The sequence below is a fragment of the Falsirhodobacter sp. 1013 genome (genome assembly GCF_051195255.1).
Taxonomy (GTDB): Bacteria; Pseudomonadota; Alphaproteobacteria; order Rhodobacterales; family Rhodobacteraceae; genus Falsirhodobacter.
On the sequence record NZ_JBNJLK010000007.1, the window covers coordinates 80,890 to 92,745 of the forward strand.

Consider the following 11,856-nt stretch of genomic DNA (forward strand, 5'->3'; position numbering starts at 1 on the left):
CAGCCTCTCAATACCGGAACATGCGCCATGCTACGGCATGGGCGGCCAGCGTCACGGCCTTGGCGATCAGGTAGTAGATCACGGCGGCAATCGCGAAGAATTCGAAGGTGCGGAAAGACCTTGCGTTCAACTCTTGCGTGATGCCCGCAAGATCGGTGTTCATGCCGACGGTCACGCCGAGCGAGGTCATGAGGATCGCCCAGACCATCTGGTTGGTGGCGGGAAGAAACGCCACGCGGAACATCTGCGGCATCACGATCAGCCGGAACGCCTGCGTCGCCGGCATGCCCAGCGACCGTGCGGCGCGGGTCTGCGTGTCGGGAATGGCCTTCAGGGCGCCGCGGAAATTCTCGGCCAGATAGCCCGCGTTGTTGAACGCGATCCCCGCCAGAAGCGAGGTGAAGGGGCTGAGATGGATACCGAAGGCGCCCAGCCCGAAATGCGCCATGTAGATCTGGAACAGGGCCGGCGTGTTGCGCGCCAGTTCCACCCATGCGGTCGCAAAGCCGCCAAGGATGCGGTTGCCCGACAGGCGGAACATCGTCAGCAGCACGGCCACGGCCACGCCGATCACCATGGACAGCAGCGCGATCTGAAGCGTGACCAGCGCGCCGTCCAGCATCTGCGGCAGGGCGTTCAGCGCCTGGTTCCAGCGGAAGTTGTAGTTGAACATGATGGATCGCGTCCCGGAAATGGCGCCGGCAGGGTATCACCTGCCGACGCGGGCGCCTGGATCAGCGGTAGACGCCGCTGGCCGTCAGGTTGGGCACTTCGCCTCCGACCCATTTCTCGTACAGCTCGGCATACCGGCCAGAGCGGACCTGATGGTTGATGAACAGGTTGAGGAAGTTGAGAAGGCCATATTCCTCGCGCATCGCGAAGAGCGAAACGTAATCCGTGTCGAACGGCGCCGTGCCCACGACCGAGATGCCGGGGAAGTTGCCCGTCTTCACGTTCGCCTGCGCCACGGTGGAGGTGGAGACGGTGGCGTCGATCTGCCCTTGGCTGAGGGCGAGGAACACATCGGCCTGGGTCTGGTAGGGTCGGAAGGTGCCGGTGCCCCATTCCTTCACCTGCTCCTCCAGCGCGATCGCCTCGTAGGTGCCGGCCGTGGCGCCCACGGTCTTGCCCTTCATCCCCTCGAACGAGGTAACGCCGGAGGCTTCATTTGCCGTGACCGCCATTTCGAACGCGAAATAGGGGATCGTCATCCCGACGGTTTTGGCGCGCTCCAGCGTGTCGGAGGTGGAGGCGACGCCGACATCGACGCGGCCGGACATCAAGGCCGGGATGCGTTCGGGGAAGGGCGTCTCCACGATCTCGGCCTCAACCCCCAAGGCGGAGGCGAGATCGTTGCAGTAATCGACGTCGAAGCCGATCGGCGTGTTGCTTTCATCCCGCGATCCCATGGGCGGGAAATCCAGCACGACCGCGCAACGCAGCGTGCCCGAGGAGATGATGTCGTCCAGCGCGTCGGCATGGGCCCCGGACGTCAGACAGGTGGCGGCAAGAAGCCCGGCCACAAATGCGGTCTTCATGTAGATACTCCCTGATGGTGGTCTTGATTCGACCTACTCGTTCAAAAGTTATGACGCCGGGGCTTTTTTGAAGCAACAGTGAATACTGTATGTATACATTAAGTGCTACAAAGGAGGAGACACCGAATGACCGCACGAGGCCCCGTCACCGTCGAGACACTGACCACGATGATCGAGGAGATCTTCCGCAACGCGGGCCTTTCCGCCCGGCAGGCCGCCGCGACGGCACGGGTCATTGCCTTGGCTGAACAGGATGATTGCACCTCGCACGGGGTGTATCGCCTGGCGGGATGCCTGCGGACCATCAAGGCGGGCAAGGTCGACCCGAACGCGGAACCGGTGCTGACGGATGACGGATCGGCCGTGCTGCGGGTCGCGGCGGGGGGTGGATTTTCCTCTGCCGGATTTGATTTGGCCGCGCCCATTCTGGCCGAACGTGCGAAGACCCTGGGGATGGCGGCGCTGGTCATCAACGATTGCGTCCACTTTTCCGCGCTGTGGCCCGAGATGGAATCGCTGACATCCTTGGGTGTGGCGGCGCTGGCGATGTGCCCGAGCTATGCCAGCGTCGCGCCGGCCGGGGGAACGGAGGCGCTTTTAGGCACGAACCCGATCGCCTTCGGCTGGCCGCGCGTGAGCCGGCCGCCCTATGTCTTCGACTTCGCCACCAGCGTCGCCGCGCGCGGAGAGATCGAGCTGCACCGTCGCGCGGGAACCCCCTTGCCGGAAGGCTGGGCCGTTGACCCGGAGGGGCGCCCGACGACGGACCCCGTCAGCGCTCTGGAAGGCGCGATGCTGCCCTTCGGGGCGCACAAGGGATCGGCCATCTCCACCATGGTGGAGTTGCTGGCAGGGGTGATGATCGGCGATCTGACCAGCCCCGAGGCGCGCGATCTGGTGGGCGGCACAAGCCTTTCGCCTCAGCATGGCGAACTGGTGCTGGCTTTCAGCCCCGAACGCTTTGCGGCCGGGCGGCCCGGTGATCCCTTCGCCCGGGCCGAAGGCCTTTTCGAGGCGATTGCCGGCCAAGGCGCGCGCCTGCCATCCCAACGCCGTTTCGCCGCCCGGGCAAAGGCGCAGGCGGAGGGCATTCATCTGACCGAGGCCGAATGGGCGGAACTGGAGCAGCTCCGCACACTCGGCCTCGACGCGGTCTAGTGATCAGGCGGCGTACTGGCGGACGGCGGGCTGCGCCGTCCAGCCCTTGTACCACGCGTCGAACAACCGAAGCTGCGCTTCGGCATAGCGGCGCTGGCTGTCGGTCAGCGCGTCGGTTTCATAGAAGTGCAGGCCGTATTCCGGCGCGCCCTTCAGTACCATCATGTGCTTGAAATACAGGACCAGATCCGGACCTTCGTCGAAGGAAGACAGGACGGCCAGCGCCTGTTCCAGTTCCAGGGCAAGCTGGCGGGCCGTGGCGTCGCCCTTCGCGGCCGCCTGCGCCAGCGCCACAAGATGAAGCACCTCCTTCGGAAGCACGTTGCCGATGCCGGTGATCGCACCCGTCGCCCCGCAATTGACGAAGCCGTGGAAGACGGCGGTGTCGACGCCGATCATCAGCGAGACATCTTCGTCCTCGCTGGTGATGTTTTCCGCGGCATAGCGCATGTCGGCGGGCCCGCCGAACTCCTTGAAGCCCACAAGGTTGGAATGCTCCGCCCGCAGGGCGAAGAACAGGTCGGCGCGGGTGGCGAACCCGTAATAGGGGCTGTTGTAGATCACGGCCGGAAGATCGGGCGCGGCCGCCAGAATGGCCTTGAAATGCGCCCTTTGGGCGGCGACGGAGGGGCCGCGCGACAGAACCCGGGGGATGACCATGAGACCCTGTGCACCGACCTTCTGGGCATGCGCCGCATGCGCCACGGCCTTGGCGCTGTTCACGGCGCCCGTGCCCACGATGACCGGAACACCCGCCTGAACCAGACGCTCCACCCCCTCCATCCGCTGTTCGTCCGTCAGGAGGGGCCAGTCGCCCATGGATCCGCAATAGACGACGGCGGACATGCCTTGGGCGACCAGCTCCCTCCCCTTGGCGACAAGGGCGTCGAAGTCTGGCTGGCGGTCGGGGGTGCAGGGGGTCATCAGCGCCGGAATGCATCCGGAAAAGATTTCGGCTTTCATGGCTATCTCCAAAGGAAAGGCGTTCGGGAATCGTTGTTCTTCCAAGGACAATACAGACTGTATTCTGCGTGTCGACAAAACTTCCGCCCATGGATCAAGCTATTTGAATGCCAATCCGATGATGTTATACAAGCTGTCGACAAGCTACGGGGCAAGCATGATCGAGCAGACCGAACGCAAGCGGGGCGAAGGTGTCCGGCTGGTCCACACCATCCTGAGGGAAGAGATCCTTGATCTAATCCTGCCACCCGGCAGCCCGATCGACGAGATCCAGCTGGCCGAGCGTCTGTCCATGTCGCGCACGCCGATACGGGAGGCACTGGTCCGGCTGGCGGGGGAAGGGCTGGTCACGACCCTGCCCAACCGTTCGACTATCGTGGCGAACATCGACTTCCTGAACCTGCACAACTTCTTCGACGCGCTGATCCTGATGTACCGCGTCACGACCCGGCTGGGCGCGCAGAACCGGACTGAACAGGATCTGGAGGTCATCCGCGACCACCAACTGCGCTTTGCCGCAGCCGTGAAGACGCAGGACGCCAAGGCGATGATCGCGACCAATCGCGACTTCCACGTCGCGATCGCCGAAGCTGGCCGCAACCCTTATTACACGGCCCTGTTCCAGCGCCTTCTGGACGAAGGGCGGCGGATCCTGCGCGTCTACTATTCCTCGTTCGACAACCGGCTGCCGGAACAATATGTGCGCGAGCATGACGAGATGATCGCCATCCTGGAGGCGCGGGACGTGACCGAGGCGGATCGCATGGCCACCGTGCACGCGGAACAGATCGTGCAGCAGATCCAGAAGATGATCGCCCGGGACGACCGGCAGACGATCCCCCTGTAACCTCAGTCGATCAGTTCGACCTTCTGGTGGCCGGCTTCGCGGATGTGGCTGTAAAGAAGGGTGGCCGCCGCCTGCATGTCCTGCGCCTCGATCAGGTCGAGGATCTGGAGATGTTCGCGGCTTTGCTGCGGCAGGCGGGTGCGGTTGTGGGTGATGTGGTATTCCAGCAGCCGCCGGATGCGGTTGATGCGGCGCACGGCGTCCAGAAAGAACGCGTTGTTGGCGCATTGCATCAGCATCTCGTGAAACTCGATGTTGGTGCTGAAGATCACGGACCGGTTTTCGTGCTCGTAATGCTCCAGCAGCGACATCTGGTGCTGGCGGGCCTGGGCGAAGGCGTCGGGATCGATGCGGAAACTGGGCAGCAGAAGGGCCTGCATCTCGATCGCGGCGCGGAATTGGTATGCCTCGTTGTAGGCCTTGCGCGAGGTCAGGGTTTCGCGGAAGTGCCAGCCATTGCCGGGCAGGCGGTCGATCCAGCCTTCCTCGGCGATCCGGTGCAGCACCCGCAGAAGCTGGCTGCGCGGAAGGCCGTAGGTCCGCATCAGCTCGTTCTCGCTCAGCCGGTCGGGCAGGCGGCCGGCCAGGCGGTCCTCGGCGATCTGGAAATACAGCGCATCCTCCCCCACGGCCGGTTCTTCTTCGGGCAGGGGGATGGTGCTGGCGTCAACCACCAGAAAATGTCCGCGATTGGGTTCGCTGCGCACAAGGCCCTGATCGGTCAGTGTCTTGAGCGCGGCGACCACGGGCGCGCGCGACACGCGGAAGGCGTCGGCCAGCGCCTGCGCGGGCAGGTGCTGGCCGGATTTCAGGTCATGGGCGCGGGCATGATCCAGAATGCGTGCGACGATCTGGGGGGCTAGGCTGCCTCGCGCCATGATGGGTCTCCTTTTCCGTTCTCAATCCTCGTCCTGACGGAATTTTGCAAGGCTGCGGAAGAGGAAAGGTGCGACCAGCGCGATGACGGCGATGGTGATCATGATGGCCGACCCGGGATGCTGGAACAGGACCATCGGGTCACCAAGGCTCATCTGCAGGGCGCGGCGCAGCTGGCTGTCGGCCATGGGACCCAGGATCAGGCCCACGACGACCGGCGCAATCGGGTAGTCGTAGCGCCGCATCAGGAAGCCGAGGATGCCGAACGCGACCAGCACCAGCAACTCCACCACCGACGGGTTGGCCGCGATCGTGCCCATCGTCGCGAAGACGAGGATGCCCGCGTAAAGCCAAGGCAGCGGGATCTTCAAGAGCCGCACCCACAGCCCGACCAGCGGCAGGTTCAGCACCAGAAGCATCACGTTCGCGATGAAGAGCGAGGCGACCAGACCCCAGACCAGCGCCGGATGCTGCACGAACAGCAGGGGCCCGGGTTGCAGGTTGTATTGCTGGAAGCCCGCCAGCATCACCGCCGCCGTGGCCGACGTGGGCAGGCCGAGCGTCAGCAGCGGCACCAGCGTTCCGGCGGCCGAGGCGTTGTTCGCGGCCTCCGGCCCCGCCACGCCTTCGATTGCGCCCTTGCCGAACTCCTCGGGCTTGCGGGCCAGCTTGCGTTCCATTGTGTAGCTGAGGAAGGTCGGGATTTCCGCCCCTCCGGCCGGCAGCGCGCCGATAGGGAAGCCCACCGCCGTGCCGCGCAGCCACGGGCGCCAGGACCGCGACCAGTCCTCTTTCGACATCCAGATGGAGCCTTTGATGGCGATCGGCTTTTCCGCGCCATACAGGTGGCGCGACACGACATGCAGCGCCTCGCCGATGGCGAAAAGGCCGACGGCCAGGGTGGTGACCTCGATCCCGTCGAAGAGGTTGGGGACGCCGAAGGCCAGTCGCGTTTGCCCGGTCAGCTGGTCGATCCCGACAAGGCCGAGCCAGAGGCCAAGCGCCAAACTGGTCAAACCGCGCAGGGGAGAGCTGCCGAACGTGGCCGAGACGGTCACGAAGGCGATCAGCATCAGGCCGAAATAGTCCCACGGCCCGAACTTCACGGCCACCTTCACCAGCATCGGCGCGAAGAAGGCCAGACCCAGCGTGGCGATCAGCGCCGCCACGAACGACCCGATGGCGGCCGTGGCCAGCGCCGGCCCCCCGCGTCCCTGACGGGCCATGCGGTTGCCTTCCAGCGCCGTGACGACCGAGGCGCTTTCCCCCGGCGTGTTCAGCAGGATGGCGGTGGTCGAACCGCCATACATCCCGCCGTAATAGATCCCCGCGAACATGATCAGCGATCCGCCCGGGTCCAGCTTGAACGTGACGGGCAGCAGAAGCGCCACCGTCAGGGCCGGCCCGATGCCGGGCAGCACGCCCACGGCCGTGCCCAGAAGCACGCCGATGGCGGCGAAGACAAGGTTCATCGGCTCCAGCGCGGTGGCAAACCCGCTGGCCAGATACATCAGCGAATCCATGGCGACCTCAAAGAAGGCGTTCGAGCGGTCCCATGGGGAGCGCGAGCGTCAGGAGCTTGTTGAACAGGAAGAAGATGCCGAGCGACAGCACGAAGCCCAGCAGCAGGTCGGCCACGATGGCCTTGCGGCCGAAGGCGCGCGCCGTGAAGGCGAACAGAAGCGTGGACCCCAGGATGAAGCCGCCGCCCAGCCAGATGCACAGCACGAGGCTGGCCAGTGCCAGCGCGACCCAGGCGAAGGCGCCCCAGTCGGCCTCCTCGGCCTCGATCCCCGGGCGGAAGGCGGCGATCAGGTGACCGACGCCAAGCACCGCGAAGAAGGCGGCCACGAAGTAGGAGGCCGCGTCCGCGCCCATGCCATATCCGGCGCGGATGTTCATGCCACGGGCGTCGTTGAAGGTGATGGCGGCGATGGCGAACAATGCAATGCCGATGACGACGGTCGGCCGGTGCAGTCCGGTTTTGGATGGCTGGAGCATGGCTGTTTCCCAGGGAAGGTCAAGCGGGACCGGAGCCCCGCCCGATGCGCGTCACTTCGCGAGGCCGATGGAGGTCAGCACCTCGTGCACGCGGTCCGTTTCGGAAGCGATGAAGGTCGTGAACTCGTCCGACGGGGCGTAGTAGTCGGACCAGCCGCGGGCCTTCAGGATTTCCTGCCATTTTGGCGACTTCACGGTCTTTTCGACGGCGCCTTCCAGCACGGCCTTGTCTTCGTCGCTGATGTCGGGGCCGGCGAAGATGCCGCGCCAGTTCACCAGTTCGATGTCCAGACCCTGTTCCTTCAGCGGCTTCGCCTCGATCCCCTCGATCGCCTCGGGGTAGGAGATGGCGAGCGCGCGCAGGTCGCCGGATTCGATCTGCCCCTGCCATTCGCCATAGCCCGAGATGCCTGCCGACACCTGTCCGCCCAGCATGGCGGCCAGCGATTCCCCACCGCCGGAATAGGCAACGTAGTTCACTTTGGACGGGTCTTCGCCCGCCGCTTCGGTGATCAGGGCGGCCAGGATGTGGTCCGCACCACCGGCCGAACCGCCCGCCCAGACCGTCCGCGACACGTCGGCCTTGATGCCTTTCACAAGGTCATCCATCGTCTGATAGGGGGAGGAGGCCGGAACCGCGATGACCAGCGGATCGCCCGTCAGCCGCGCGATGGGGGTCACGTTCGTCAGGTCATAGGGGGCGCCGTTGGTGATGATCGCGCCGACCATGGTGATCCCGCCCACCAACATCTGGTCGGCCGATCCCTTGGCGCCCTGCACGAACTGCGCCAGACCCACGGTCCCGCCCGCGCCCGGCACGTTAAGGACCTGGACGCTGTGCGCCGCGCCCGTCGCCATCATCGCTTCCTGAAGCGAGCGTGCGGCCGAATCCCAGCCCCCGCCGGCACCGGCCGGTGCCACGATGGACAATTCAAGATCCTGCGCCGCCAGCGGACCGGCCATGACCAGTGCGGCAAGACACGCGGCACCCAGTCTGGATGTAAGATAAGACATGAATTCCTCCCTATGCACCCTTGCATCAGGCGCATAGCCGTATTGCACTAAATGCAAGCGAAACGCAATCTGAATGTGGTGCCCTTTGCGAGAGATCGAAACCTTGTTCCGGCCGCCAAGATGGACCACTTAACCCTTGGAGGAACATCATGGGTTACATCGTTGCGGCCGCGATCATCGCGCTTTTGGTGATCGGCTTCACGCGCAAGACGGTTCTGGTCATGGCGGTGCTGGTGGCCATGGTCTTCGCAAGCGTCGGCATCTATCTGGCCGTGGACGCGCGGCGTCAGCACAGGGCGGAACAGCTTCTGGACGGGCTGGTCATGACGGTGGCCTACGATCCGTCCTGCGGGGCGGCGAAACCCGTGCGCATCACGCTGCACAACCAGACCGGCCGCACGGTGGAGGCGGTGACCTTCGACGTCGCGGCCTATCGCGAAGGGCACAGCATTCCGCTGTATCGCACGCGCGGATATCTTTCGGACCGCATCCTTGATCCGGAAGGGCGGTGGGAGGAGTGCTGGCCCATGCCCGACGCCATCCGCGGCACCGACACGAGCGGGTTCACCCTGAACCCGCCCGAAACCCTGCGGTGGGAGATCGAGAACCGGGCCGGCCGTTTCCGCGCCCGCTGAAGGCCGTGTCGGCAAACCCGCGCCGACCGGCAGGAAGACGGCGTGCAGGCGGCCATTCTGCGCTATGCTCCGCCCCCAAGACGATGAAACAGGATTGCACCTCATGTCGGACACGGCCGATCTCAACATCATATCGATGCCCACCCGCTACGTGGAGATGGTCCGCGTCGAGGACGACACCTATCGCTTGGGCAAGAACGGCGTCCTGTTCCGCACCAGCGATCCGGCCAGCGCCCTGCATGATCGGCGTGGAAGGCCCCTGACGCTGGACACCGTCCGCGCCAGTGGCGCCCCCGTCAGCAAGAGCTTCAGCGATGTCAGCTGGCGCACGGAGTTCGGGGCCGACATCCAGTATCCCTCCACCGCCGGAAACTTCCTGGACGTGGTGGGGCAGGTGTCGCCTGACGTGAACACGATCCGCGTGGACTTCAACGCCTACACCCTGCGCAACGAGGGGTATCTGGAGACCTTCCGCGCCTTCACCACGGCGGCGGCCGATCGCGGCTTCAAGCTGATCATCCAGTATTCCGATGGCCTGATGGCGGGTCGGGTGACGGCCGACGGACGGCAGAAGGCCACCGATCCCTCCGCCCGGATGGAGGAGATCGGGACCGGCTGGCAGGAGGTCATGGGCTGGCTGGAAGAACGGGCGCAGGCGCCGATCCTTGATGCCGTCTATGGCTTCGAGGTCATCAACGAGCCGATGGCCTATCCGAAATCGGCGGCCGGTGGGGAGGCCTATGCCCGCGACATCGCCCGCATCGTGGACGACCGGGGCATCGACTGGCACGGGCGGAAGATCCTTGTGGGGGGCTTGGGCGCGTCCGGCACCTTCCGCAACGTGGATCTGGACACGATCCGCGCGGCGGTGGGGGACCAGCTGGTCTGGTCGCTTCACGGCTATCCGGGCTGGCTGAATCCCAAGGAAGCCTCGTTCGACGGGAAGGCGTTCCTGGCCGAGATGGAAGGTCGTCTTCCGGGGATCGGGAACGACGACGTGCTTCTGACCGAAACCCACCTGGGCCGCGACGATCAGGACGCAAACGGGGTTCCGGATCTTCTTGATCCCCATGCCACGGGAACCTCCGCCGCCAGCTTCAACGCGGCGCGCACGGCGGAATGGTTTGCCGAAACCGGGATCGGCTGGACCTATTGGCCAATGGCAGGGCGCAAATCCTCCCCCATCCTGAACGCGGGGAAGGGGATGTTCGACGTCACGCTCCCGCAGCTTGCCTTTGCCAACAATGTCTGGTCGCTTGATGAGGCCGGAACGGCCGCGGAAGCGGGCAATGACACCCTGACCGCCCGCCGCGCGGAGGGGCGCATCAAGACGGCGCTTGCGCAGGCCTATGGGCGCGCCGGCAATGACACGCTGACCAGTGACCCGCGGGCTGTGAACCTTCTTTACGGTGGCGACGGGCAAGATGATTTGACCGCCGGAGCGCAAGGCGACTGGCTGTTCGGCCAGCGCGGCGATGACGGGATCACCGGGGGCGGCGGGGAGGACCGGCTGTTCGGCGGTCCGGGCAATGACACTGTAACCGGGGGGGACGGCGCCGACTGGATCGAGGGCGGCGAGGGGCAGGACCTGCTGGAGGGCGGTGCCGGAAACGACATGATTCTGGCCGGTGGCGGAAGCACCGTGGCCTCGGGGCCGGGCGACGACGTCATCCTGCCGACCAAGGCGGATGACGAAGGCCGTCCCCTGATCATCGATGATCTGCAGGCCGGCGACCGGATCGACCTCTCCGCCTGGGTCCCTGCTAAGGGCAGCAAGAGGCGGGGCACGGTGGAACTGACCGCCGATCCCGTGAACATAAAGGGCGAGGCTCCGGGCCTTCGCCTTCGGGATCCGGGCAAAAGCCTCGACATTGTTCTGGCCGCTGCTGCGGTTCAAGGGTTCCGGGGTGCCGAGAGTTTCATCGGTGCCGAGGATGGCCTTCGGGTGATGGAGGGAGACGCACGGCCTGCGCACGCCGTCCTCGACCGTTCCACCGGCTTGCTGCGTCCCGCAGGTGACTGAGGTACTCTAGGCCTGGCTTCCCGAACGATCCTTGGACATTCCCCTCGCACGGGGCGCTACGCGCCGGGTGCGTTCTGCAGCTGCAGGGCCGCCTCGCGCACTTCTTGCCGGAAAGACGTCACAGATCGCGACAGATGGTCCCGCATCGCCTGCCGCGCCTCATCCTCCTGCCGAGCGGAAATGGCTTCCACGATGCGGGCATGCTCCTCGATGACGGTGTGGAAATATTTCGCCCCCTGATCGTGTGAAAGGTTCGGAAAGATCGTGGCGGGTGTCAGCTGCGGCCCAAATCGCTGGACGGCCTCCACGTAGACGGAGTTTCCCGTGGCCTCTGCGACGGCGACGTGGAACGCGTGGTTCGACTGAAGCGGGAAGCGGTTTTCATGCACATCGCGGGCAAGGTTTTCATGTGCCTCGCGGATGGCGTGTTCCTGAAGCGCGGTGCGGCGGATGGCGGCCAGCGCCGCGCCCTCCGGCTCCCACGCCAGACGGAACTCGTACATCTCCATCATGCGGGGGATGGCGCCGATCTCGTGCGGGGGGCGCCAGATTGACGCGCGGGGCAGCTCCTCCACCACGAACATGCCTCGGCCCTGCTGGGCCACGACCAGACCTTCCGCGCTCAGCGCCGCGATGGCTTCGCGAACGACGGTGCGGCTGACGCCGAATTGCGTCATCAGCCCGGGTTCTGTCGGCAGGCGGGTGCCGGGCGGCAGGGCGCCGCCCAGGATATCGGCCTTCAGGCGCTGCACCATGGCGGCCGACAGGCGCGGCTTGCGCGCGCCGTCATCCGCCATGGCG

Annotated in this window: 12 protein-coding genes; 4 read left to right on the forward strand and 8 right to left on the reverse strand. The window is 65.4% G+C overall.

Annotated elements, in window-relative coordinates; all coding sequences use genetic code 11:
* Nucleotides 1–7: 7 nt before the first annotated feature.
* Nucleotides 8–673, reverse strand: a complete 666-nt coding sequence (locus ACSHZY_RS11570) for an amino acid ABC transporter permease (protein WP_435169254.1) — start codon at nucleotides 671–673, stop codon at nucleotides 8–10.
* Nucleotides 674–734: 61 nt separating this feature from the next.
* Nucleotides 735–1,538: an ABC transporter substrate-binding protein gene (locus ACSHZY_RS11575; protein ID WP_435169256.1), complete on the reverse strand. Its 804-nt coding sequence runs from the start codon at nucleotides 1,536–1,538 to the stop codon at nucleotides 735–737.
* 126 nt (nucleotides 1,539–1,664) lie between these two features.
* On the opposite strand from ACSHZY_RS11575, the gene ACSHZY_RS11580 reads away from it, so the two are divergent.
* A complete protein-coding gene (locus ACSHZY_RS11580; RefSeq protein ID WP_435169257.1) occupies nucleotides 1,665–2,696 on the forward strand; it encodes an Ldh family oxidoreductase in 1,032 nt (343 codons plus the stop codon).
* A 3-nt stretch (nucleotides 2,697–2,699) separates the two neighbouring features.
* Here ACSHZY_RS11580 and ACSHZY_RS11585 read toward each other — a convergent pair whose 3' ends face one another.
* On the reverse strand, nucleotides 2,700–3,659 hold the full coding sequence (locus tag ACSHZY_RS11585; protein ID WP_435169259.1) for a dihydrodipicolinate synthase family protein: 960 nt from the start codon (nucleotides 3,657–3,659) through the stop codon (nucleotides 2,700–2,702).
* 157 nt (nucleotides 3,660–3,816) lie between these two features.
* Here ACSHZY_RS11585 and ACSHZY_RS11590 point away from each other — a divergent pair, with 157 nt between their 5' ends.
* Nucleotides 3,817–4,506, forward strand: a complete 690-nt coding sequence (locus tag ACSHZY_RS11590; protein WP_435169261.1) for a GntR family transcriptional regulator — start codon at nucleotides 3,817–3,819, stop codon at nucleotides 4,504–4,506.
* Nucleotides 4,507–4,508: 2 nt separating this feature from the next.
* Here the strand turns inward: ACSHZY_RS11590 and ACSHZY_RS11595 are convergent, their stop codons facing one another.
* The 4 genes from ACSHZY_RS11595 to ACSHZY_RS11610 are packed head-to-tail and all read right to left on the reverse strand — an operon-like array spanning nucleotide 4,509 to nucleotide 8,397.
* Nucleotides 4,509–5,384: a GntR family transcriptional regulator gene (locus ACSHZY_RS11595; RefSeq protein ID WP_435169263.1), complete on the reverse strand. Its 876-nt coding sequence runs from the start codon at nucleotides 5,382–5,384 to the stop codon at nucleotides 4,509–4,511.
* 21 nt (nucleotides 5,385–5,405) lie between these two features.
* The gene (locus ACSHZY_RS11600) at nucleotides 5,406–6,905 is read right to left on the reverse strand and encodes a tripartite tricarboxylate transporter permease (RefSeq protein WP_435169265.1); all 1,500 of its coding nucleotides are present in this window, start codon (nucleotides 6,903–6,905) and stop codon (nucleotides 5,406–5,408) included.
* Between the two features lie 7 nt (nucleotides 6,906–6,912).
* Complete coding sequence (locus ACSHZY_RS11605; protein WP_435169267.1) at nucleotides 6,913–7,383, reverse strand: tripartite tricarboxylate transporter TctB family protein; 471 nt, start codon at nucleotides 7,381–7,383, stop codon at nucleotides 6,913–6,915.
* A gap of 51 nt (nucleotides 7,384–7,434) precedes the next feature.
* Complete coding sequence (locus ACSHZY_RS11610; RefSeq protein WP_435169269.1) at nucleotides 7,435–8,397, reverse strand: Bug family tripartite tricarboxylate transporter substrate binding protein; 963 nt, start codon at nucleotides 8,395–8,397, stop codon at nucleotides 7,435–7,437.
* 149 nt (nucleotides 8,398–8,546) lie between these two features.
* Here ACSHZY_RS11610 and ACSHZY_RS11615 point away from each other — a divergent pair, with 149 nt between their 5' ends.
* Nucleotides 8,547–9,032 carry a hypothetical protein gene (locus ACSHZY_RS11615; protein ID WP_435169271.1) on the forward strand — a complete coding sequence of 162 codons (486 nt, stop codon included), beginning with the start codon at nucleotides 8,547–8,549 and terminating at the stop codon, nucleotides 9,030–9,032.
* Nucleotides 9,033–9,135: 103 nt separating this feature from the next.
* Complete coding sequence (locus ACSHZY_RS11620; RefSeq protein WP_435169273.1) at nucleotides 9,136–11,055, forward strand: hypothetical protein; 1,920 nt, start codon at nucleotides 9,136–9,138, stop codon at nucleotides 11,053–11,055.
* Nucleotides 11,056–11,111: 56 nt separating this feature from the next.
* Here ACSHZY_RS11620 and ACSHZY_RS11625 read toward each other — a convergent pair whose 3' ends face one another.
* The gene (locus tag ACSHZY_RS11625; RefSeq protein ID WP_435169275.1) at nucleotides 11,112–11,852 is read right to left on the reverse strand and encodes a FadR/GntR family transcriptional regulator; all 741 of its coding nucleotides are present in this window, start codon (nucleotides 11,850–11,852) and stop codon (nucleotides 11,112–11,114) included.
* Nucleotides 11,853–11,856: the final 4 nt, after the last annotated feature.

Bases quoted from the DNA above. Each gene is read 5' to 3' on its own strand.
- ACSHZY_RS11620 (WP_435169273.1), top strand. From the start codon at position 9,136: ATGTCGGACACGGCCGATCTCAACATCATATCGATGCCCACCCGCTAC.
- ACSHZY_RS11625 (WP_435169275.1), bottom strand. From the start codon at position 11,852: ATGGCGGATGACGGCGCGCGCAAGCCGCGCCTGTCGGCCGCCATGGTG.
- ACSHZY_RS11580 (WP_435169257.1), top strand. From the start codon at position 1,665: ATGACCGCACGAGGCCCCGTCACCGTCGAGACACTGACCACGATGATC.
- ACSHZY_RS11595 (WP_435169263.1), bottom strand. From the start codon at position 5,384: ATGGCGCGAGGCAGCCTAGCCCCCCAGATCGTCGCACGCATTCTGGAT.
- ACSHZY_RS11585 (WP_435169259.1), bottom strand. From the start codon at position 3,659: ATGAAAGCCGAAATCTTTTCCGGATGCATTCCGGCGCTGATGACCCCC.
- ACSHZY_RS11605 (WP_435169267.1), bottom strand. From the start codon at position 7,383: ATGCTCCAGCCATCCAAAACCGGACTGCACCGGCCGACCGTCGTCATC.
- ACSHZY_RS11600 (WP_435169265.1), bottom strand. From the start codon at position 6,905: ATGGATTCGCTGATGTATCTGGCCAGCGGGTTTGCCACCGCGCTGGAG.
- ACSHZY_RS11575 (WP_435169256.1), bottom strand. From the start codon at position 1,538: ATGAAGACCGCATTTGTGGCCGGGCTTCTTGCCGCCACCTGTCTGACG.
- ACSHZY_RS11610 (WP_435169269.1), bottom strand. From the start codon at position 8,397: ATGTCTTATCTTACATCCAGACTGGGTGCCGCGTGTCTTGCCGCACTG.
- ACSHZY_RS11570 (WP_435169254.1), bottom strand. From the start codon at position 673: ATGTTCAACTACAACTTCCGCTGGAACCAGGCGCTGAACGCCCTGCCG.
- ACSHZY_RS11590 (WP_435169261.1), top strand. From the start codon at position 3,817: ATGATCGAGCAGACCGAACGCAAGCGGGGCGAAGGTGTCCGGCTGGTC.
- ACSHZY_RS11615 (WP_435169271.1), top strand. From the start codon at position 8,547: ATGGGTTACATCGTTGCGGCCGCGATCATCGCGCTTTTGGTGATCGGC.